At 72.2% G+C, this 20,929-nt stretch carries 22 protein-coding genes; 11 read left to right on the top strand and 11 right to left on the bottom strand.

Annotated features, from left to right (window positions below):
- Window positions 1–2 precede the first annotated feature (2 nt).
- Both efeO and efeB read left to right on the top strand, forming a co-directional pair.
- Window positions 3–1,163 carry an iron uptake system protein EfeO gene (gene efeO, locus HZF07_RS07525; protein ID WP_157340614.1) on the top strand — a complete coding sequence of 387 codons (1,161 nt, stop codon included), beginning with the start codon at window positions 3–5 and terminating at the stop codon, window positions 1,161–1,163.
- A complete protein-coding gene (gene efeB / locus HZF07_RS07520; protein ID WP_157344740.1) occupies window positions 1,160–2,458 on the top strand; it encodes an iron uptake transporter deferrochelatase/peroxidase subunit in 1,299 nt (432 codons plus the stop codon). The genes efeO and efeB overlap by 4 nt, the downstream gene beginning before the upstream one ends.
- Before the next feature lie 37 nt (window positions 2,459–2,495).
- On the opposite strand, the gene HZF07_RS07515 is transcribed toward efeB, so the two are convergent.
- A complete protein-coding gene (locus HZF07_RS07515; protein WP_157340612.1) occupies window positions 2,496–3,086 on the bottom strand; it encodes a hypothetical protein in 591 nt (196 codons plus the stop codon).
- Between the two features lie 2 nt (window positions 3,087–3,088).
- Window positions 3,089–4,612, bottom strand: a complete 1,524-nt coding sequence (locus HZF07_RS07510) for an ATP-binding cassette domain-containing protein (protein WP_157340609.1) — start codon at window positions 4,610–4,612, stop codon at window positions 3,089–3,091.
- 210 nt (window positions 4,613–4,822) lie between these two features.
- Here HZF07_RS07510 and serA point away from each other — a divergent pair, with 210 nt between their 5' ends.
- Window positions 4,823–6,403 (top strand): phosphoglycerate dehydrogenase, encoded by a 1,581-nt coding sequence (gene serA / locus HZF07_RS07505; RefSeq protein WP_157344739.1) that lies wholly within the window; start codon window positions 4,823–4,825, stop codon window positions 6,401–6,403.
- An 8-nt stretch (window positions 6,404–6,411) separates the two neighbouring features.
- Complete coding sequence (locus tag HZF07_RS07500) at window positions 6,412–7,245, top strand: arylamine N-acetyltransferase family protein (RefSeq protein ID WP_157340607.1); 834 nt, start codon at window positions 6,412–6,414, stop codon at window positions 7,243–7,245.
- Between the two features lie 53 nt (window positions 7,246–7,298).
- On the opposite strand, the gene pflA is transcribed toward HZF07_RS07500, so the two are convergent.
- The 5 genes from pflA to HZF07_RS07475 are packed head-to-tail and all read right to left on the bottom strand — an operon-like array spanning window position 7,299 to window position 11,723.
- A complete protein-coding gene (gene pflA / locus HZF07_RS07495) occupies window positions 7,299–8,045 on the bottom strand; it encodes a pyruvate formate-lyase-activating protein (protein ID WP_157340605.1) in 747 nt (248 codons plus the stop codon).
- Between the two features lie 12 nt (window positions 8,046–8,057).
- On the bottom strand, window positions 8,058–10,313 hold the full coding sequence (pflB, locus tag HZF07_RS07490; RefSeq protein WP_157340603.1) for a formate C-acetyltransferase: 2,256 nt from the start codon (window positions 10,311–10,313) through the stop codon (window positions 8,058–8,060).
- 49 nt (window positions 10,314–10,362) lie between these two features.
- Complete coding sequence (locus HZF07_RS07485) at window positions 10,363–10,602, bottom strand: hypothetical protein (RefSeq protein ID WP_157340601.1); 240 nt, start codon at window positions 10,600–10,602, stop codon at window positions 10,363–10,365.
- A 60-nt stretch (window positions 10,603–10,662) separates the two neighbouring features.
- A complete protein-coding gene (locus HZF07_RS07480; protein ID WP_157340599.1) occupies window positions 10,663–10,980 on the bottom strand; it encodes a Dabb family protein in 318 nt (105 codons plus the stop codon).
- Complete coding sequence (locus HZF07_RS07475; protein ID WP_157340597.1) at window positions 10,980–11,723, bottom strand: maleate cis-trans isomerase family protein; 744 nt, start codon at window positions 11,721–11,723, stop codon at window positions 10,980–10,982. The genes HZF07_RS07480 and HZF07_RS07475 overlap by 1 nt, the downstream gene beginning before the upstream one ends.
- 189 nt (window positions 11,724–11,912) lie before the next feature.
- Here HZF07_RS07475 and HZF07_RS07470 point away from each other — a divergent pair, with 189 nt between their 5' ends.
- The 3 genes from HZF07_RS07470 (at window position 11,913) to HZF07_RS07460 (ending at window position 14,153) form a co-directional block, all read left to right on the top strand.
- On the top strand, window positions 11,913–12,260 hold the full coding sequence (locus HZF07_RS07470) for a YciI family protein (protein ID WP_232523024.1): 348 nt from the start codon (window positions 11,913–11,915) through the stop codon (window positions 12,258–12,260).
- Between the two features lie 21 nt (window positions 12,261–12,281).
- Complete coding sequence (locus HZF07_RS07465) at window positions 12,282–13,553, top strand: sigma-70 family RNA polymerase sigma factor (protein ID WP_309504651.1); 1,272 nt, start codon at window positions 12,282–12,284, stop codon at window positions 13,551–13,553.
- A gap of 117 nt (window positions 13,554–13,670) precedes the next feature.
- Window positions 13,671–14,153, top strand: a complete 483-nt coding sequence (locus tag HZF07_RS07460; RefSeq protein WP_157340593.1) for a hypothetical protein — start codon at window positions 13,671–13,673, stop codon at window positions 14,151–14,153.
- Between the two features lie 12 nt (window positions 14,154–14,165).
- Here HZF07_RS07460 and HZF07_RS07455 read toward each other — a convergent pair whose 3' ends face one another.
- The 4 genes from HZF07_RS07455 to yczR form a co-directional block, all read right to left on the bottom strand.
- A complete protein-coding gene (locus HZF07_RS07455) occupies window positions 14,166–15,191 on the bottom strand; it encodes an ATP-grasp domain-containing protein (RefSeq protein ID WP_181644911.1) in 1,026 nt (341 codons plus the stop codon).
- Window positions 15,188–16,363, bottom strand: a complete 1,176-nt coding sequence (locus HZF07_RS07450; protein ID WP_157340591.1) for a flavohemoglobin expression-modulating QEGLA motif protein — start codon at window positions 16,361–16,363, stop codon at window positions 15,188–15,190. The genes HZF07_RS07455 and HZF07_RS07450 overlap by 4 nt, the downstream gene beginning before the upstream one ends.
- Entirely contained in the window at window positions 16,360–17,037 is a 678-nt protein-coding gene (locus tag HZF07_RS07445) for a 2'-5' RNA ligase family protein (protein WP_157340589.1), read from the bottom strand. Before HZF07_RS07445 ends, HZF07_RS07450 begins: the two co-directional genes overlap by 4 nt.
- A gap of 79 nt (window positions 17,038–17,116) precedes the next feature.
- Window positions 17,117–18,550, bottom strand: a complete 1,434-nt coding sequence (gene yczR, locus HZF07_RS07440) for a MocR-like transcription factor YczR (protein ID WP_157340587.1) — start codon at window positions 18,548–18,550, stop codon at window positions 17,117–17,119.
- A 62-nt stretch (window positions 18,551–18,612) separates the two neighbouring features.
- On the opposite strand from yczR, the gene yczE reads away from it, so the two are divergent.
- The 4 genes from yczE (at window position 18,613) to HZF07_RS07420 (ending at window position 20,929) form a co-directional block, all read left to right on the top strand.
- The gene (gene yczE, locus HZF07_RS07435) at window positions 18,613–19,269 is read left to right on the top strand and encodes a membrane protein YczE (protein WP_157340585.1); all 657 of its coding nucleotides are present in this window, start codon (window positions 18,613–18,615) and stop codon (window positions 19,267–19,269) included.
- 19 nt (window positions 19,270–19,288) lie between these two features.
- On the top strand, window positions 19,289–20,386 hold the full coding sequence (locus tag HZF07_RS07430) for an NAD(P)H-binding protein (protein ID WP_157340583.1): 1,098 nt from the start codon (window positions 19,289–19,291) through the stop codon (window positions 20,384–20,386).
- Window positions 20,387–20,420: 34 nt separating this feature from the next.
- The gene (locus tag HZF07_RS07425) at window positions 20,421–20,585 is read left to right on the top strand and encodes a hypothetical protein (RefSeq protein ID WP_157340581.1); all 165 of its coding nucleotides are present in this window, start codon (window positions 20,421–20,423) and stop codon (window positions 20,583–20,585) included.
- Between the two features lie 140 nt (window positions 20,586–20,725).
- The gene (locus tag HZF07_RS07420; protein ID WP_157340579.1) at window positions 20,726–20,929 is read left to right on the top strand and encodes a hypothetical protein; all 204 of its coding nucleotides are present in this window, start codon (window positions 20,726–20,728) and stop codon (window positions 20,927–20,929) included.

Here is a 20,929-nt window from a genome sequence, read left to right as displayed (position 1 = left end):
TGATGCGCAAGACCGTCGCCGCCGCCCTCCTGGTGGCCGCCCCGCTCCTCGCCGCGTGCACGGAGAACACCCGTGCCGACGGGGAGGACACCGGTGACACCCGCGCGGTGTCGGTCACCTCGACCGACGACGGCTGCGAGCTCTCGGCGGTCGAGGCGCCGGCGGGCACGCTGACCTTCGACGTGAAGAACGACGGCTCCCAGGTCACCGAGTTCTACCTGCTCGGCGAGGACGGCCTGCGGATCGTCGGCGAGGTCGAGAACATCGGCCCCCAGCTCTCCCGCGAGCTCGTCGTCAACGCGCCGGCCGGCAGCTACGTCACCGCCTGCAAGCCCGGCATGAAGGGCGACGGCATCCGCGCCGACTTCACCGTGAGCGAGTCCGACGACGCGCCCAGCGCCTCCGCCGACGACCAGGGGGTCGTCGACCAGGCGCTCGCCAACTACCAGGCCTACGTGCAGGACCAGTCCGACCAGCTGGTCGCGAAGACCGAGGAGTTCGTGCAGCTCTACAAGGACGGCGACGACGACGCCGCCCGCGCGCTCTACCCCGAGGCCCGGGTGCACTGGGAGCGGATCGAGACCGTCGCCGAGTCCTTCGGCGACCTGGACCCGATGATGGACGCCCGGGAGGCGGACCTCGAGGAGGGCCAGGAGTGGACCGGCTGGCACCGGATCGAGAAGGACCTCTGGCCGCCGGCGACCGGCTACCAGGCGCTCACGCCCGCCGAGCGCGCGGAGTACGCCGACGACCTGATGGCCAACACCGAGACGCTCGACGGCCGCGTCCAGGAGCTCACCTACACCGTCGACCAGATCGCCAACGGCTCCCGCGGCCTCCTCGAGGAGGTCGCCACCGGCAAGGTCACCGGTGAGGAGGAGATCTGGTCGCACACCGACCTGTGGGACTTCCAGGCCAACGTCGACGGCGCCCGCGTCGCCTACGAGGGCGTGCAGCCGATCGTCGAGGCCAAGGACCCCGAGCTGGCGGCGACGCTGACCGAGCGGTTCGCGGCCCTGCAGGCGCTGCTCGACGAGCAGAAGACCGACACCGGGTTCGTGTTCTACGACGACCTGTCGCAGGACGAGATCCAGGCGCTGTCGAACGCCGTCAACGCGCTGTCCGAGCCGCTGTCCCGACTCACCGCGGCGGTGCTGTCCTGACCGAGACGCCGACCCCCGAGCAGCCCACCCAGAAGCGTGGGCTGTCCCGGCGCGGCCTCGTGGGAGGTACGGCGGCGGCGGCCGGCCTCGCCGCCGGTGCGTTCGTCGCCGGGCGGGCCACCGCGTCCGAGGGCGACGCGCCGGCCCGCCGTACCGACGCGTTCTCGTTCCGCGGCGAGCACCAGGCCGGCATCACCACGCCCGCCCAGGACCGCCTGCACTTCGCGGCGTTCGACGTCACCACCGGCTCGCGGGCGCAGCTGATCGCGCTGCTGCAGGCGTGGACCGAGGCGGCCGACCGGATGACCCGCGGCCTGCCCGCCGGCGAGGGCGGGCCGACCGAGGGCGCGTCGAACCTGCCGCCCGACGACACCGGCGAGGCGATCGGCCTGCCGGCCAGCGGGCTGACGATCACGTTCGGCTTCGGGCCGTCGCTCTTCCGCGACGAGCAGGGCCGCGACCGGTTCGGCATCGCCGACCGGCAGCCGGCCGCGCTCCGCACGCTGCCGCACTTCCCGGCCGACATGCTGGACCCCGAGCGCTCCTACGGCGACCTGTGCGTGCAGGCGTGCGCGGACGACCCGCAGGTCGCCGTGCACGCGATCCGCAACCTGGCGCGGATCGGCTTCGGCACGGTCGCGGTGCGCTGGTCGCAGCTCGGCTTCGGCCGCACGTCGACGACCTCGACGTCGCAGTCCACGCCCCGCAACCTCTTCGGCTTCAAGGACGGCACCGCCAACGTCAAGGCCGAGGAGCCCGCCGCGGTCGAGAAGCACGTGTGGGTCGGCGCCGAGGACGACGCGAAGGCTGCCTGGCTCGCGGGGGGCAGCTACCTCGTGACCCGGCGGATCAACATGCACATCGAGACCTGGGACCGCCAGCCGCTGGGCGACCAGGAGGGCTTCGTCGGGCGCACCAAGGCATCCGGCGCGCCGCTCTCCGGCGGCCAGGAGCACAGCGAGCCCGACTTCGAGATGCCCGGCAGCGAGGGCCCGGTGATCCCGGTCGACGCCCACGTGCGCGTGGTGCACCCCGACTTCCACCAGGGCGCCCGCATGCTGCGCCGCGGCTACAACTTCGTCGACGGGTCCAACCCGCTCGGCGGGCTCGACGCGGGTCTGTTCTTCATCGCGTTCGTGCGCGACCCCGACACCCACTTCATCCCGATCCAGAACGCGATGGCCAAGTCCGACGCGCTCATGGAGTACCTCAAGGTCACGGGCTCGGCGCTCTTCGCCGCCCCGCCCGGCGCGGCCGCGGGGGAGTACGTCGGTCAGGCGCTGTTCGAGGCCTGAGCCCTCACCCGGTCGCTCGCACCTGACCTGTCGGTCGTCATTCGGTCGGCACGACGACCGGCGGGTCAGGTGCGGCGGCGCGGTCGTGGGTGCGGGCCCGGGCGTGCACCCAAGCCAGCAGCAGCACCGGCCCGAGCGCCGGGTAGACCCACGGTGGCCAGAACGCGAGCACGCCGCCGGCGACGGCGACCCGGACGCCGACCCGGCGGTGCAGCCCGAGGGCCACCGCGAAGGCCAGGGACCCGAGGATGACCACCGTGTCGCCCCGCTCGGCGACCGTGTGGCCCCACTCGTAGCCGTCGTAGAGCGGGCCGTAGGTCCCGGCCTCCGCGTCGTCGTAGGTCGTCTCCCACAGCGACCTGGCGGCCCGGATGTTGCCCACGGCCTCCAGGGCCAGGCCGGCGCCCACGACCACCAGCGAGGCGAGGGCGGCCGCCGGCAGCCGCGGTCGGACCACGCACAGCCCGACCACGAGGGCCACGGCGACGCCCACCGACCCACCTGCGGCCGCGAGGTGGCCGCTCCAGTGCCCCGACGGGCCCGGGTGGAGGAGCGTGACGAGCAGCGCCGCGGCCGGCCCGACGAGCACCAGCGCGAACGGCGCCCAGCGCCGGACACCTGCGGCCATGGTCACCCTCCCAGGTCGACGACCCGCTCCACGCCGACGTCCTCGAGGAACGCGGGGTCGTGGCTGACCACGACGAGGGCTCCGCGGTACGACGCCAGCGCCGACACGAGCGCATCGTACGACGCGAAGTCGAGGTTGTTGGTGGGCTCGTCGAGCAGCAGCAGCTGCGGGGGAGGGTCGGCCAGCAGCAGCGCGGCGAGCGTGGCGCGGAAGCGCTCGCCGCCGGACAGGTCGCCGACCCGCTTGTCGGCCGATCCCCCGCGGAAGAGGAAGCGGGCCAGCCGAGCGCGCACGGTGTTGGGGTCCGCGCCCGGCGCGCGGCGAGCGACGTTGCCGTAGACCGTGTCCTCGTCGTCGAGGAGGTCGAGCCGCTGCGGGAGCAGGGCCACCGGCACCCGCGCCTGCTCGACCAGCGCGTGCAGCAGCGTGGTCTTGCCGGAGCCGTTGGGTCCCACGACGCCGATGCGGTCGGGGCCGCTGATGGGGATCTCACCCTCCAGCACCACGCGACCGCGCGGCACCTCGGTGCCGGGCAGGTCGACCCGGATCTCGCGGTCCTCGCGCAGCCGCGACTCGGCCTCGTCGAGCCGCCCGCGCGCCTGCTCGAGCCGGTCGTCGTGCACGCGGCGGTACTTCGCCGCGGACTCCTCGGCCGCGCGCTTCTTGGCGCCGATGACGATCTTCGGCAGGCCCTTGGTCGCAGCGGCCTTCTGGGCGGTCCGCCGGCGCTGGGCGAGCACCCGCTCGGCCTCCACCCGGTCGTTGCGCTGGCGGCGCAGGTCCGAGCGAGCCGCCGTCACCGCCTGCTCCGCCGCCGCCTGCTCGGCGTGGACCTGCGCGGCGTACGACGAGTAGCCGCCGCCGTACCAGCGCACGCCGCCGGCGCGCAGGTCGCCGATCCGGTCCATCCGCTCGAGCAGCTCGCGGTCGTGGCTCACGACCAGCATCGAGCGGCTCCACCCGTCGACGACGTCGTAGAGACGCTCGCGGGCGTCGGCGTCGAGGTTGTTGGTGGGCTCGTCGAGCAGCAGCACGCCCGGGCGACGGAGCAGGAGCCGGGCCAGCCCGAGCTGGGTGGCCTCGCCGCCGGAGACCTCGCCGAGCCGCCGGTCGAGCACGTCGGCCGGGAGTCCCAGCCTGCCGAGCTCGGCGACGGCGCGCTCCTCGACGTCCCAGTCGTCGCCGATGACCTCGAAGTGCGCGGGGTCGACGTCGCCGGACTCGACGGCCCGGATCGCGCGGCGTACGGCGCCGACGCCGAGGAACTCCTCGACCGGCTCACGGACGTCGAGCGCCAGGTCCTGGGGCAGGTAGCCGACCTCGCCGGCGACCGAGAGGTGCCCCGCGGTCGGCGTGAGCGCACCGGCGATCAGCCGGAGCAGCGTGGACTTGCCGGCGCCGTTGACGCCGACGAGTCCGGAGCGGCCGGGGGAGACGAGGAGGTCGAGATCGCTCAGGACCTCGGAGCCGTCGGGCCAGGCGAAGCCGAGGCCGGACGCGGAGATGACAGAGGTGGTTGCGGGCATGCGGGAGCTCCAGAAGTGAGGTGGTGGTCGAGGGACACCTCAGAGCTCCAAGAGAACCTGCCTGCGGACGGGGATGCGACCCGACGAGGGTAGACAACGCCGTGTGGCGGACGCCAGTCGATTACGGGCGAGGGTCGGGTACAGTCGCGAGCGAGCACAGTGTCGTGCCGTCCGCACCCGTCGAGGCCCTCGAGGACAGCCGCTGTGACCATGCCCGTCGTACTCATCGCCGAAGAGCTGAGCCCCGCCACTGTCGAGGCGCTGGGCCCGGACTTCGAGATCCGGCACTGCGACGGCGCCGATCGCGAGGCGCTGCTCGCCGCGATCGTCGACGCCGACGCCCTGCTGGTCCGCTCGGCCACCAAGGTGGACGCCGAGGCGCTGGACGCCGCCAGCCGGCTCAAGGTCGTCGCCAGGGCCGGCGTCGGTCTCGACAACGTCGACGTGCGCGCCGCGACCCAGGCCGGGGTCATGGTCGTCAACGCGCCGACCTCCAACATCGTCTCCGCCGCCGAGCTCGCCGTCGCGCTCATGCTCGCCGCGGCCCGCCACGTCTCGCCGGCCCACGCCGCGCTCAAGAACGGCGAGTGGAAGCGGTCGCGCTACACCGGCGTGGAGCTCTACGAGAAGACCGTCGGCATCGTCGGCCTCGGCCGGATCGGCGTGCTGGTCGCCCAGCGGCTCAGCGCCTTCGGCATGAAGGTCGTCGCCTTCGACCCCTACGTCCAGCCCGGCCGGGCCGCGCAGATGGGGGTGCGGCTGGTCGACCTCGACACCCTGCTCGCCGAGGCGGACTTCATGTCGGTGCACCTGCCCAAGACCGCCGAGACCGTCGGACTCATCGGTGCCGAGCAGCTGCACAAGGTGAAGCCGTCGCTGGTGCTCGTCAACGCCGCGCGCGGCGGGATCGTCGACGAGGGCGCCCTCTACTCCGCCCTCAAGGAGGGCCGCGTCGCGGCGGCCGGCCTCGACGTGTTCGCGCAGGAGCCCTGCACCGAGAGCCCGCTCTTCGAGCTCGAGAACGTCGTCGCCACCCCGCACCTCGGTGCCTCCACCGACGAGGCCCAGGAGAAGGCCGGCGTCGCGGTCGCGAAGTCCGTGCGCCTCGCCCTCTCCGGCGAGCTCGTGCCCGACGCGGTCAACGTGCAGGGCGGGGTGATCGCCGAGGAGGTGCGCCCCGGCATCCCCCTCGCCGAGAAGCTCGGTCGCGTCTTCACCGGCCTCGCCGGCGAGGTCGCCCAGCAGGTCGACGTCGAGGTGCGCGGCGAGATCACCGACTACGACGTCAAGGTGCTGGAGCTCGCTGCCCTCAAGGGCATCTTCTCCGACATCGTCGAGCAGCAGGTCTCCTACGTGAACGCCCCGCTCTTCGCCGCCGAGCGCGGCATGGCGGTGCGGCTCGTGGTCGACCCCGACAGTCCCGACCACCGCAACCTGATCACGATCCGCGGCACCCTCGCCGACGGCTCGCAGGTCTCCGTGAGCGGCACGCTGGTCGGCATCGCGCAACGCGAGCGGCTGGTCGAGGTCAACGAGTTCGACGTCGACATCGAGCCCACCGAGCACCTCGCGTTCTTCACCTACGAGGACCGGCCCGGCATGGTCGGCACCGTCGGCGGCATCCTCGGCGAGGTCGGCGTCAACATCGCCGGCATGCAGGTCTCCCGCCAGACCCGGGGCGGCCAGGCGCTCGTCGCCCTCTCCGTCGACACCGCGATCCCCGCCGAGACGCTCGACGACATCCAGGCGGCGATGTCGGCCGCGTCGGCGCGCGCCGTCAACCTGGTCTGACTGGTCGCATGTCGACCACGGACTGGCAGACCGACCGGCTGGACCTCGCGGGCTACCTGGCACGCATCGGCGTGCCGGCGCGCGAGGCCGGCCGGTCGGCGCTCGACGAGCTGCACGAGGCGCACGTGCAGGCCTTCACGTTCGACAACATCGACGTGCTGCTCGGCCAGCACCCGGGCGTCTCGCTCGACGCCGTGCAGGACAAGTTCGTCGGCCGCGGGCGAGGTGGCTACTGCTTCGAGCACAGCACGGTCTTCGCCGCGGCCCTCGAGCGCCTCGGGTACGACGTGCGCCGCCACCTCGGCCGGGTCGGCGACCCCGCCACCGGTCAGCAGCAGGGCCGCACCCACATGGTGGTCGAGGTCGTGCTGGACGGGCAGCGGCTGCTGTGCGACCCCGGGTTCGGGATGAGCCTGCTGCGGCCGATCCCGTTGGCCGACGGCGCCGAGGACGACTACCTGCCGGGCTGGCGCTACCGCATCGCCCGGCACGCCGAGGGCTGGGTGCTGGGTCGCCTGAGGGAGTCGGGCTGGGAGGTCGCGCACACCACCGACGAGCTGCCCGTGAAGCCGGTCGACGTCGTGATGGGCCACCACTACACGAGCACCCACCCCGCGTCGCACTTCACCTTCAGCCTGACCGTCGCCAAGCATCTCGACGGTCAGCACGTCACCGTCACCCACGAGACGCTGACGATCCGGACGCCGGGGGAGACCCCGGAGCACCGCCCGCTGCGCGACGGCGAGCTCGACGAGTGGCTGACGGCGCTCGGCGTACCTCTCACCGACGACGAGCGCGCCCGGCTGCTGGCACTCGCCGCCGCGTTGCCGCCACGCACCTGACCCCCGGGTCGTCGATCCGCCGCATCCACGACCGAGAGGTCAGGTGCGACGGCTCAGGCGACCAGCACCGGGAGGCGCTGCTCCGCGAAGAGGCTCCGGGTGCGCTCGATCAGCTCTTCGTCGGGAGGCTCGGTGTCGGCCAGCGGGAAGGGCATCCTGAGCGCGTCGTACTTGTGCTGGCCCAGCCGGTGGAACGGCAGGATCTCGACCCGCTCGACCGCCGGTCCGAGACCCGCCGCGAACCGGGCGATGGCCGCGACGTTGCCCGGGTCGTCGGTGACGCCCGGGACCAGCACGAAGCGGATCCACATCCGCTGACCCACCGACGCGAGCCGCTCGGCGAACGCGAGCGTCGGGGCGACGTCCTTGCCGGTGAGGTTCCGGTAGGTGCGCGCGTCGAAGGACTTGATGTCGAGCAGCACCAGGTCCGTGACCGACAGCAGGTCCTCCTGCGCCCGGATGCCGAGGTTGCCGGAGGTGTCGAGCGCGGTGTTGAGGTCCCACTCCTGGCAGGCGCGGAAGAACTCGGTGACGAACTCCGACTGCAGCAGCGGCTCGCCGCCGCTGGCCGTCACGCCTCCGTGCGCGACCTGGAGGAAGCGGCGGTAGAGCGCGACGTCCTCCATGATCGCCTCCAGCCGGCGCCGGGTGCCATCACGCATGTGCCAGGTGTCGGGGTTCTGGCAGTAGAGGCAGCGCAGCGGGCAGCCGGAGAGGAACAGCACGAAGCGGGTCCCGGGCCCGTCCACGCCCGTGGAGAGGTCCCAGGAGTGGACGGAGGCCTCGAGGCCGTCGGTCATCGGCGCCGCACCCTACATCGACTTGTGGAAGGTCCGGGAGATCACGTCGCGCTGCTGCTCGGGGGTGAGCTTCACGAAGTTGACCGCGTAGCCGGAGACCCGCACGGTCAGCTGCGGATAGCTCTCCGGGTGCTCCATCGCGTCCTCGAGCGTCGCGCGGTCCAGCACGTTGACGTTGATGTGGAAGCCGCCCGCGTCGAAGTAGCCGTCGAGCACGCCGACCAGGTTGGCGATCTGCTCGTCGCGCTGGCGGCCCAGCCCCGACGGGGTGATGGTCGAGGTCAGCGAGATGCCGTCGCGCGCCGCGTCGTAGGGCAGCTTCGCCACCGACAGCGCCGAGGCGATGACTCCGCGGTGGTCGCGGCCGTTCATCGGGTTCGCGCCCGGCGCGAACGGCTCGCCGGCCTTGCGCCCGTCGGGCGTCGAGCCGGTGTGCTTGCCGTAGACGACGTTGGAGGTGATCGTCAGCACCGACTGGCTGTGCTCGGCGTTGCGGTAGGTCGGCTGGCGGCGGATCCGCTCCATGAAGCTCTCCACCAGCCAGACCGCGATGTCGTCGGCACGGTCGTCGTTGTTGCCGTACGTCGGGAACTCGCCGTCCACGTCGTACCCCACGGCGAGGCCGGTCTCGTCGCGCTGCACCCGCACGGTCGCGTTCTTGATGGCCGACAGGCTGTCGGCCGCGACCGAGAGGCCGGCGATGCCGCACGCCATGAAGCGGTGCACGGGGTAGTCGTGCAGCGCCATCTCGAGCCGCTCGTAGGAGTACTTGTCGTGCATGTAGTGGATGACGTTGAGAGTGTCGACGTAGAGGGCGGCGAGCCAGTCGAGGGTGCGCTCGTACGCCGCCACCACGGTGTCGTGGTCGAGCACGTCGGCCGTGATCGGCTCCGTGGCCGGGGCGACCTGCGCCCCGCTGATCTCGTCGCGTCCGCCGTTGATCGCATAGAGCAGCGCCTTGGCCAGGTTGACCCGCGCGCCGAAGAACTGCATGTCCTTGCCGACCCGCATCCCGGAGACGCAGCACGCGATCGCGGTGTCGTCGTCGAGGCTGCCGCGGAGCAGGTCGTCGGACTCGTACTGGATCGCGCTGGTGTCGAGCGAGACCTGGGCGGCGAACCGCTTGAAGCCCTCGGGCAGGGCCGGCGACCAGAGCACCGTGAGGTTGGGCTCGGGCGCCGGGCCGAGGTTGTAGAGCGTCTGGAGGAAGCGGAAGCTGTTCTTGGTGACCAGCGTGGCGCCGTCGGCGCTCATGCCGCCGATCGACTCGGTGACCCAGGTCGGGTCGCCTGAGAAGAGCGCGTCGTACTCCGGCGTGCGCAGGAAGCGCACGATGCGCAGCTTGATCACGAAGTCGTCGACGAGCTCCTGGGCGGCGGACTCGTCGAGGGTGCCGGCGGCCAGGTCGCGGTCGATGTAGACGTCGAGGAAGGACGAGGTGCGCCCCAGCGACATCGCGGCGCCGTTCTGCTCCTTGGTCGCCGCGAGGTAGGCGAAGTAGAGCCACTGGACGGCCTCGCGGGCCGTGGTCGCCGGCCCGGAGAGGTCGTAGCCGTAGGACTGCGCCATCTCCTTGAGCTCGCCCAGCGCGCGGAGCTGCTCGGCGAGCTCCTCGCGGTCGCGGATCACGTCGTCGGACGAGGGCACCAGGTCGAGCGCCGCGCGGTCCCGCTTCTTGTCCGCGATCAGCCGGTCGACGCCGTAGAGCGCCACGCGGCGGTAGTCGCCGATGATCCGGCCGCGGCCGTAGGCGTCGGGCAGGCCGGTGATGATGCCCGCCTTGCGAGCGGCCCGCATCTGGTCGGTGTAGGCGTCGAAGACACCGGCGTTGTGGGTGCGGCGGTGCTTCGTGAAGATCTCGCGGACCACCGGGTCGACCTCGTAGCCGTACGCCGCCAGCCCGGACTCGACCATCCGCAGACCGCCGTTGGGCATGATCGCGCGCTTGAGCGGGGCGTCGGTCTGGAGACCGACGATCAGCTCCTTGTCCTGGTCGATGTAGCCGGGCGCGAACGCCGTGATGCCCGCCGGGGTGGCGGGGTCGACGTCGTAGATGCCGCGCGCCCGCTCCTCGGGGAAGAGCGAGCTGACGGCGCTCCACACCGCGGTCGTGCGCTCGGTCGGCCCGGACAGGAAGGAGGCGTCGCCGTCGTACGCCGTGCGGTTGCGGCGGACGAAGTCCGCCACGTCGATGTCGTTCTGCCACGGCCCGCCCAGGAAGCCTTCCCAGGCGTCGGTCCGGTGGGCGGTCGCGTGCTCGATTGTCATGAGGCCTCCGTCTTCACGCTACTGCGCAGTCCGGCGGGCGTCACGGGCCTTAGGTCCCGCGCGGGACGGCTTTGTACTCGGTGGCCGGGCGGTCGGTGTGCGGGACGACGTGCTTGTCGCTGTCGCGGGTGACGTACCAGCCGCGCTCGACCCCGAGGACGAACGCCTTCTTGACCGTCACGCGGGAGAAGCCGATGCGCCGGGCCACGATCGCGGGCGTCGAGAACTCGCCGAGCTCCAGCATGTAGTCATGGATGAGCGCGAAGTTGAGGTCGGTCGTCTCGGGCACGCTGGCACCGTACCGCCGGGCGCCGGCAGTCAGGGCGCTCGGCCGGCGGCACCGGGGCGGTCAGGCAGAGGAGGCGCGGACCGCTGCGTCGTCGTACTGCACGAACGCCTTCGACCCGAGTGCCGGGACGATGAGCTCCTTGACCACCGCGACGTGGGCCGGGTGCTGGCCGTAGGCGCGCCAGGCGTCCTCGGACTCGAAGCGCATGTGGAAGCGCAGCGTCGCGTTGCCGTCGGTGAGGCCGGCGTCGCGCACGACCTGGGCCTCGGTCAGGCCGTCGATCTGCCCCGGGAGGCCGAGCAGAGCGGTCAGGATCGCCTCGACCTGCCCGTCGCTGGTGCCCGTCGTGAGGGTGAGGTGGCCGACGTGGTTGAACATCAGTGGATCTCCATCAGTGAGCCGTAGCCGGGGATCTTGTCGTCGATGCCGTTGGTGCGGAAGGCGTGCCACATGGTCGCGAGGTTGATCGCGATGACCGGCTTGCCCAGCTCCTTCTCGAGCTCGGCCGCCACCGCGACGCACTCGAGGTTGGTGCCGCACTGGATGAGTGCGTCGACGTCCGGTCCGTCGACGGCGAGGAAGGCCTCGCGCAGGGTCTCGGGGGTCTCGTCGGCGATCGAGGTCGCCGACGCCGAGCACAGGCCGTGGATCGCGGCCACGTCGTACCCGAGCTCCGTGAAGTAGGCGACCACCTGCTCGTCGCCGACTGGCTGGTACGGCGTGACGACGCCGATGCGCCGGGCGCCGAACGCCTTGAGCGCCTCGCCGGCCGCGGTCGCGCCGGTCGTCACGTCGAGGCCCGTCATCTCGCGGACACCCTGCTCGAACGCCGCGTTGCCCTGCACGCCGCCCCAGAACGTCTCCGCCGACATGCCCATCACGATGTAGTCGGGCTGACAGGTCATCACGACCTCGAGCGCGCTGGGCAGCGCGTCGTTGAGGCACTCGCGGAAGGCCTGGAAGGCGTTGGCGGAGTCGAGCGCCGGGGCCTTGATCATGATCCGGCCGGTGTGCCAGGAGCAGTCCTGCGGGCGCAGGTGGTGGAACTCGCGCTCGACCGAGGTGTTGGTCGAGGGCAGGACCAGGGCGAACTTCCTGCCCTTGGTGAGGACGGCGCTCATCGGGGACTCCTGGAGGACGGCACGGGCATGAAGATAGAGGATATATACATCGCCGGGAGCGGTGGGACGGAGAAAACTGTCGAGTCGATGTCGAGGCAGGAGCCGGTCGTTCGACGTACGTGCGAGAAGCACCTCCCCAGCAACCAACCAGGAGTGATCGAGATGCCGCGTTTCATGGGATTCGTCAGGATGGAAGAGGGCGTCGGCACGCCCCCGCAGGAGCTCTTCGACGCGATGGACGCCTACATCGGCGAGCAGGCCGCCAAGGGCGTCTTCCTCGACGGCGGCGGGCTCTACGGCACCGAGGACGCCGTGAACTTCGTCGTTCGCGAGGGCGAGGTCAGCCGCGTCGACGGGCCGTACGCCGAGGCCAAGGAGGTCGTCGGCGGCTGGGCGATCATGGAGTACCCCTCGCTCGAGGAGGCCGTGGCCGACCAGCGGGAGTTCGCCGAGCTGCACGCGAAGTACTGGCCCGAGGTCACCGTGATCTCGACCCTGCGCCAGATCTCGACCGGCCCGGAGGCGCCGGGCGCCTGAGCCCGGCCCTACGCTGGCGTCGTGCCGGCGGAGACCAGGACGGATGACCCCAACGGGGCCATCATCGCCGCGTGGCGGGCCGAGTCGGCCCGCCTCGTCGGCGCCCTCACCCGGATGACCCGGGACGTCGAGCTCGCCGAGGACCTCGCGCAGGACGCGCTCGTCGCCGCGCTCGAGCAGTGGCCCGACGCCGGCGTGCCGGACAACCCGGCCGCCTGGTTGATGACCATCGCGAAGCGCCGCGCCGTGGACCACTTCCGGCGCGCCGACACCCTGCGGCGCAAGGTCGCGGAGCTCGACCACGCCGGTGGGGGAGGGGAGGCGGAGATGCCGGACCTCGACGCCCAGGTCGACCACATCGAGGACGACGTCCTGCGACTCATCTTCCTCTCCTGCCACCCGTCGCTGACGCCCGAGTCCCGGGCCGCGCTGACGCTGCGCCTGGTCGGCGGGCTCAGCACCGCGGAGATCGCGCGCGGCTTCCTGGCGACCGAGCCGACGATGGCCCAGCGCATCTCGCGGGCGAAGCGGACGCTCGCCGAGGCGCACGCCGAGTTCGAGCTGCCCACGGGGCCGGAGCGGACCGACCGCCTCGACGACGTCATGGCCGTCATCTACCTGATCTTCAACGAGGGCTACACGGCCACCGCGGGCGAGGACTGGATGCGTCCTGACCTCGCCGAGGAGGCGATGCGGCTGGCGCGCATGCTCGCTGTCCTCGCGCCCGACGAGACCGAGGTGCTCGGACTCCAGGCGCTGCTGGAGATCCAGGGGTCGCGGATGCCCGCCCGGCTCGACGAGCACGGCGTACCGGTCCTGCTGGAGGCGCAGGACCGGACGCGCTGGGACCAGCTCCTCCTGCGCCGTGGCCTGGCGGCGCTGCAGCAGGCCGAGCAACTGGCGGCGGCCGGCCAGCCGGTCGGCAAGTACTTCCTCCAGGCCTCGATCGCCGCCCAGCACGCCCGCGCGGCGCGTGCCGAGGACACCGACTGGCGCCGCATCGCCGCGCTGTACGACGTCCTCGCCCGGGCCGCCCCCGGTCCGGTGGTCGAGGTCAACCGGGCCGTCGCCCACGGCCGCGCGTTCGGCCCGGACGCGGGGCTCGCCGTGCTGTCCGCGATCTCCCCGGACGCGCTCGGTGACTCGCCGCTCATCCCGAGCGTCCGCGGTGACCTGCTGGAGCGTGCCGGGCTGCACGAGCAGGCGAGCGAGGCGTTCACCGAGGCGGCCGAGCGGAGCCGGAACCAGAGCGAGCGGGCGCTCCTGCTGCGTCGGGCCGAGGCCAACCGCTGAGCGTGGGACCGACGTGAGCGCGGAAGCCACGTCCCGATCAGCCGTTCAAGTCAGGTCCAAGCGGATCCCAAGTCCGCCGGGCGACGCTGTGGCCACCTACCAGCCACAGGAGCAGACATGAACATCCGCACCACCGCCGCAGGTCTGACCGGCACCCTCGTCGCCGCCCTCACCGTGCTCGCCCTGCCGGCGAACGCACACGGCGTGACGAACATTGACAAGAGCCTGTTCGACGCGACCCCGACGCTGACGGCGGGGTCGATGTCGATCTCGGGTCCGACGTCCGGCGAGCTGGGCAGCACGCTCGAGCTCACGGCGACGGTGCTCGACGGCACGCTTCCGACGGGCCGGGACTGCGAGCCCGTCGCGGTCGACGCGACGCTGCGGCCGACGGCCGACGAGACCTACCACGTCGTCACCAACGGCGAGGCGTGCGGCCTCGGCATCGCCGGCGAGTTCAACCTCAACGCCTACTTCTCCAAGAAGCAGGTCACCTACACCGGCCCCGCGGGCAAGAAGAAGGTCGTCGGCGACGGACTGGTCGCCGCGGCGAACCACTTCTACGGCGCGCAGGCCTCGGTGGGCTTCGCCGTCCGCTGAGCTCACGCCTCATCACCCGACCGGCGTGGCCTGCGGGGTCTCGGTCGACATCCGAGTGCGACGCTCGACGGCATCGATGATCGTCGGGCAGGCGTCGACGTCGTAGAGCCGCTCGATGCTCTGCATCCCGCCAGGGCTCTCCGCGTTGATCTCCACGACCGTGTCGCCGATGACGTCGATGCCGACGAAGAACATGCCGTCCGCCAGGAGCTTCGGGCGCATCGCCGCCACGATCCCTCGCTCCACCTCGCCGACCTCGAGGGGGACCGAGCGGCCGCCCTTGCTGATGTTGGCCCGTACGTCGTTGCCGGCGGGGACGCGACGGAAGGCGGCGAGCTTGCCGTCACACTCCAGGATCTCGCCGTCGAGGACGAAGATCCGGGCGTCGCCGTCCTCGCCGCCCTCGACGAACTCCTGGACGATCGCGTACCCGTCCTGCAGCACCGCCTCGGTGATCTGCGCGAGGTTGGCCTCCCCGTCGTGCTGGACCATGAACACGTTGCGGCCCTTGGCGCCGTAGAGCGGCTTGACGACGGAGGGGCCGACCGTGCCGACGAACCGTTCGATCTCGTCGGCGTCGCGCGTGACCAATGACCGGGGCCGGATCTGCCCGGGGAACTCCTCGAGGTAGAGCTTGCTGGTGGCGCGCAGGAGGGACCTCGGGTCGTTGACGACCGTGACCCCGCGCGCCTGGAGCATCTGGCCGAAGACCACGCCGAGGGGGCTCGCCCAGGGGCGCTCGTGCAGGTCGTCGATCGACTCGTTGCGCAGGAACAGGGCGTCGAGCTCGTCCAGGACGACGCGTTGGGGCTCCCGTCCCTTCACGCGGTCCATGAGGGTCGCGAGCGTGTCGTCCGGCCCGAGCTCCGCCGCCCGGGCGCGGGCCAGGAGCTGGCCGTCGCTCTCCCCGAGCTCGACGTCGCCGACCCCGACGTACCAGACCTCGTGCCCGCCCTGGGCCGCCGCCCTCGCGAGCCGCGTCGTCGTGTACTCGTCGACCTCGGTGTCGACGTCGTTGACGAGGAACGCGATCCTCACGACGCACCACCTTCGTAGAGGTCCGTGACCGACGCTCCCGCGCGCAGCTTGTCGAGGCGCTCCTGGGCGCCGGGTACGTCGAGCCAGCGGGGCCGCACCCACGGTGGTCTGAGCACCTCCCGGTCGAGCAGGTCCTGCACCAGCGGGAGGTGCTCCAGCGCGAGCTTGCCGACGAAGAGGGCGTCGAGGCTGCCGCCCGCCGCGAGCGCGTCGAGAAGGTGCGTGATCCCGCGGAGGTAGATCGCGTCCTTGACCGACCCGCCCGCGACGACCACCCGGATGGCGATGGACCACGCGGTCCGCGCCGGCATCTGGTGCTCTGTGCGCAGCGACTCGAAGATCGCCAGGAACCCGGCGCCGTCGAGCATCTGGCCGATGGCGACGACTCTCGCGGCGAGCACGCGGAGGCGCCGCGGATCGAGCCCGCCGGTCAGGTACTCCGCGAGCACCGCCAGGCCCTCCTGGGTCTCGTCGTAGCCGGGCAGACCGATCGTCAGCAGCGTCAGCGGCTGCTTCGCGCCGTTCTGGTAGGTCACGACGTGGGTGCCGATCTCGTGGTGGAGCAACGGCTCGACGCGGTCGAGCCGGAACGCAGCGGACTCGGGGATCAGCAGCCGGCCGAAGGACACCATCAGCTCCGAGACGTCGCCGCGCACCTCGATGCCCGCCGCGAAGTCCGGGTAGACCGCGCGGTAGCGGTCGAGCTCCTCACGAGCGGCCTCCGCGAACGCCCCGGCCGTGACGGTCGAGGTGGCGGGCGCCTGCACCGGGATGACCTCGAGCAGCTCACGAGCAGCGGCGGCGAGCGGCTCGGTGACGCCTCCGTAGAGCTGCAGCGACCCGTGCACGAACCGCGAGGTGTCGCGATCCTGCATGGCGGTGATCTGTCGTGCTATCTCGTCCCGCTTGGCCTTGAAGAGGGTGTGGAGCGTCGGGTCCGCCACGTCCTCGATCGCCAGGTCGTAGAGGTCGCGTCGCACGAGGTCCGGCTCGAACTCCAGCGGCCGGAGCCGGAGCGTCGGAGGGGTCGCGAAGTCGCTGCGCTCGAAGTCCACCCATGCCTCGGCCGCGTTGACCGGGGTCAGGTTGAGCAGCAGGTCCAAGCCGCGCTCGATGTCGGTGAGGCGGGCGTCGATCTCGAGCGCTGGCCCCAGCTGATCGGGTGCCATCATCCCGCAGCCACCGCGCGCAGGTGCCGCCGCGAGGGCGCGCGCAGCGACACCTGGCATCGCGGGGTCCACCGGTAGTGACCGTGGTCGCGGGTCACCTCGACCAGGCTGACCCGAGTCAGGCGCGACCGGCCCGGCGCGCACCGGTCCGAGCCCGCGTCGTCCAGGACGTCGCCCGGACGGCAGTCGCGGGCGACGTACGCGACGCTGACGTGCGGGTCGAACGGCCGCCCCTCGGGCTGCTCGGGCAGCGTCTCCCGGACCGCGGCGACGAGGCCGTCGTGCACGTCGGCGAGACCGGCGCCGGAGACCGGGAGGACGACGGCGCCGGGCATCGTGGCGACGGGACCGACCTGGAGGTCGATCGGCGGGACGTCGACGAGTCGATGGTGGGCACGCCGAGCGCACTCGTACGCGAGCCGTCGCGGGACGGTGTCCGCGTAGCCGACCTCGGAGAGCGTCAGGTGCAGCCACCGAGCGGGCACCTCGTCGACGGGAGCGTCGGCCCGGATGGCGCTGCGCGCCTCGGACGCGAGGCCCTGGACCTCGGGGTCGCTCTCGAACGTGGCGTACCACCACCAGCTCCGGCGCTCCCGGGTCCAGTCAGGTCGCCAGCTCCAGTGCTGGACCAGCCTCTCGGCGCCGGCTTCGGGCAGCGGAGCATTCCGAACGGGCATCACGGCCCCTCCCTCGTCCCCTGGTCTCACGTACCCACCGGAGCGGACATTCACCCGCTCGGCGGGTGGTGCCCGGGCGTCAGGCCACCATCACCCGGCTGGCCCGGCCGGGCGCAGGCGGCCGCTCGCGGACGACGGACCACGCGGCGGCGACCCGTCGCACCGCCTCCGTGAGCTCGTCGGCCGGGCGGGTCCAGGGGATGCGGACGAAGGAGTCGAGACCGCCCTCGGCGGCGAACACGGGTCCGGGGGCGATGATCACGCCGCGGTGCTCGGCCTCGGCCACGACGGCGGTGCCGAGCGTGCCGGGCAGGCGGCACCACAGCGCGAGGCCTCCGGTGGGCAGGTGGAAGGTCCACTCCGGCAGGAGGTCGCGCACGGCGCCCGCGAGCGCGTCGCGCTGCTCGCGCAGCCGCACCCGGTTGGCGGCGAGGATCGGCTCGGCCTCGCCGAGGAGGCGGGCGAGGACCAGCTGCTCGAAGACCGGCGCGCCGAGGTCGAGGGAGACCCGGGCCTGGGTCAGCCGCTCCATCTGCGCCCGTGGCGCGCGGATCCAGCCGAGGCGCAGCCCGCCCCAGAACGCCTTGCTGGACGACCCGATCGTGATGGTGTCCGGAGCGAAGGCGGCGAAGGGGCGCGGCATCGACTGCCCCTCGAGGGCCAGCGCCTGGTGGGCCTCGTCGACGATCGGGACCGTGTGCGTGCGGCGCAGGTGCGCGGCGTACTGCTCGCGCTGCGTGTCGGTCATCAGGTGGCCGGTGGGGTTCTGGAAGTCGGGGATCAGGTAGGCCAGCTTGGGCGCGGTCTGTCGCAGCGTGGCCCCGACCGCGTCGAGGTCCCACCCGTCGGGGTCGACGACCGAGGGCACCAGCCGGGCGCCGGCGTGCCGGAGCGCGTCGGTCGCGTTGGGGTAGGTCGGCGACTCGACCAGCACCCGGTCGCCGGGCGCGGTGAAGGCCTGCGCCACGATGGCCGCCCCGGTCAGCGCACCGGGGGTGACCATGACCTGCTCGGGCGACGTCGGCAGGCCGCGCGCGTCGTACGACGCGGCGATCGCCGCCTGCAGCTCCGGCAGGCCGGCGGGGAAGTAGCCGTGCCCGCCGAGGTACGCCGGCAGGTCGCCCGCGGCGTCGGCGTACGCGCGGGCGATGCCCGGCGGGGCGGAGGGCGCGGCGCAGTTGAGGTCGATGGCGTCGGAGTCGCCGGGGCGGGGGAGCAGCGCCCGGTCGTGGGCGCGCGAGCGACCACCCGGCACCCGCGTGAACGTGCCGGCGCCCTGACGAGCCTCGGCGTACCCGGCCTCCCGCAGCGCGGCGTAGGCCCGCGTGACCGTGGTCCGCGAGACCGCGAGCGCGTCGGTGAGCTCGCGCTCGCTCGGCAGCCGCACCCCCACGCCGATGCGGCCGTCGCCGATCAGCAGCGTGAGCGCGTCGGCGAGGCCGGCATAGGCCGGGGAGCGGTCGAAGCCGTCGACCAGGGTGGCCACCCGGCCGGCACTGATGGTGCGGGTCATGCAGGCCACTTTGGCACGATTGGCTATTTATGAGAAGGCCAATCGGCGGCCAGACTCTCCCCATGAGCACCACCGCCGCCGTCCCGCGGGTCGGCCTCAGCGACCTCGGCCCGATCGCCCAGCTGCGCGCCGGCCGGCTCGGTCGCCGCCTCCCGCAGCTCTACGTCGGGCTCGTGGCGTACGGCGTCTCGCTCGCGCTGATGATCCGGGCCGACCTCGGCCTGGCGCCCTGGGACGTCCTGCACTCCGGGCTGACCCGGCACCTGCCGGTCACGATCGGGCAGGCGGTCGTGGTCATGAGCTTCGTCGTGCTGCTCCTCTGGATCCCGCTGCGCGAGAAGCCCGGCCTCGGCACGATCTCCAACGCCCTGGTCGTCGGCTTCTCCGCCGACGCGACGCTCGCCCTCCTCGGCGACCCGGACGCGCTGTGGCTGCGGGCCTCGATGATGCTCGGCGGCATCGCGCTGTGCGGGCTCGCGACCGCGATGTACATCGGCGCCCAGCTCGGCCGCGGCCCGCGCGACGGCCTGATGACCGGGCTCGCCCGGCGCACCGGCCTCTCGCTGCGCCTGGTGCGCACCGGCCTCGAGGTCGCGGTCGTCGTCCTCGGCCTGCTGCTCGGCGGCACGCTCGGCCTCGGCACCGTCCTCTACGCGCTCGCCATCGGCCCGCTGACCCAGCTCTGGCTGCCGTCCTGGATCGTGCCCCTCGACCGGTGAGCGTGTATATGATCTACACATGGCTTACAGCACGATCACGAATCTCGACGCCACCGCGGCGCAGAAGCACAGCCACGAGCTGCTCGACCGGATCCTGAGCACCGAGTCGACGACCTACGTCACCGGCCCGACGGGCACCGGCAACGGCGAGCGGGTGCTCGTGCTCGGCGGCACCGGCTACATCGGCCGGGCCCTCGTGCCCGAGCTCGCCCGCCGCGGCTACCGGCCGGCGGTGCTCTCCCGCAGCGCAGAGATCAAGAACGAGCCGGAGTACGCCGACGCCGAGGTGATCGTCGGCGACGCGACCCGGGCCGCCGACGTGACCGCCGCGGTCGTCGCCGCTCCCACCGCCGTCGTGATCTCGCTCCTCAGCGGCCGCAAGCCCAACGACGCCGAGGACTGCCGCCAGGTCGACCACGAGGCCGTCGTCCACGGCATCAAGGCGGCGGTCGCCCACGACGTCAAGCAGTTCATCCACATCAGCGACTACGGGGTCTACCGTCCCGAGCTGATCCCGCAGGTCTACAAGATGCAGGTCGAGGGCGAGCTCATCGGCCAGCACCACGGCTTCGTGCCGTGGACGATCATCCGGCCGACCGCGTACTTCCCCTACCTCTCGGTCGCGTTCGGCGACGTCAAGAACGGGCTCGCCTACCGGATCTACGACCACGGCGAGTGGAACGTCGTCAACCCGATCGCGCGCGAGGACCTCGCGGAGTTCATCGTCAACCAGGTCCTCGACGACGACGCGATCGGCCGGGTCCTCCCGGTCGGCGGCCCCTGGACCGCCGACAACACCGTCACGCTCAAGGGCGCCGGTGAGCTCATGTTCGAGCTCAACGACAAGCAGCCGAGCTGGGAGGTCGTCACGATGGCCAGCTGGGACAAGAAGATCGCCCGGCTCACGCGGCTCAGCAAGCTCACGAAGCAGCTCAAGCCGGTCGTGTTCTACCTCGAGGCCGCGAAGTACTGGTCGGTCGTCGACCACGTCGCGCCGGCGTACGGAACCCGCACCCTGAGGGGCTTCATGGAGAAGCTGGTCGACCGGGAGTTCCCGACCGGCTCCTACCGCGAGCGGATGCGCTCGGGCACCAACGTGATGCCCACCGACATCTGAGTGACGCGCGGCTCCAGGTGGGTACCCCCTCGCCATGAGCCAGACGGACGACGAGCAGCAGCCCGACCGCGACCAGGACGCCGACCCCGAGCGCCGCGAGATCGCGGAGATGGAGGAGCGGCTCGACGCGGAGGCGGAGGGCGACGGGCTGGCCGCCGAGGCCGGCCGCGGTGAGGAGAACGGGCTCGCCGAGGGCTGACCCAGCCCCTGGCCATAGCCCGATGGGGGTCTGCACAGATGGTCCGAAAGGGTGATCCGACCTCGACCCCGGGCGTCTACGTTGGATCCGCCGACGTCGCAGCAAGCGCGTCGGACGGCCGGACCGTCGGGGGGAGCGCCGTGGACGTCACTGAACTCTTGGACCAGACCGCTGCTGCGGCCCTTGCGCACGCAGCGGCGCTCCAGCACCGGCTGCGCGCCGTCGGCGGCGCGGAGGAGCCGGAGCTGCGCGAGTGCGACAACGACCTGCACCGGCTGATCGGTGACATCGTGTCGCTGCGCAACGCGGCCGAGCTGCTCAAGCGGATGCAGCCGGCGAGCTGA

This window comes from Nocardioides agri, from assembly GCF_013778305.1.
Lineage (GTDB): Bacteria > Actinomycetota > Actinomycetes > Propionibacteriales > Nocardioidaceae > Nocardioides > Nocardioides agri.
Note: the sequence above shows the minus strand (reverse complement) of the source record. Positions and strands in the feature narration are given on the sequence as shown.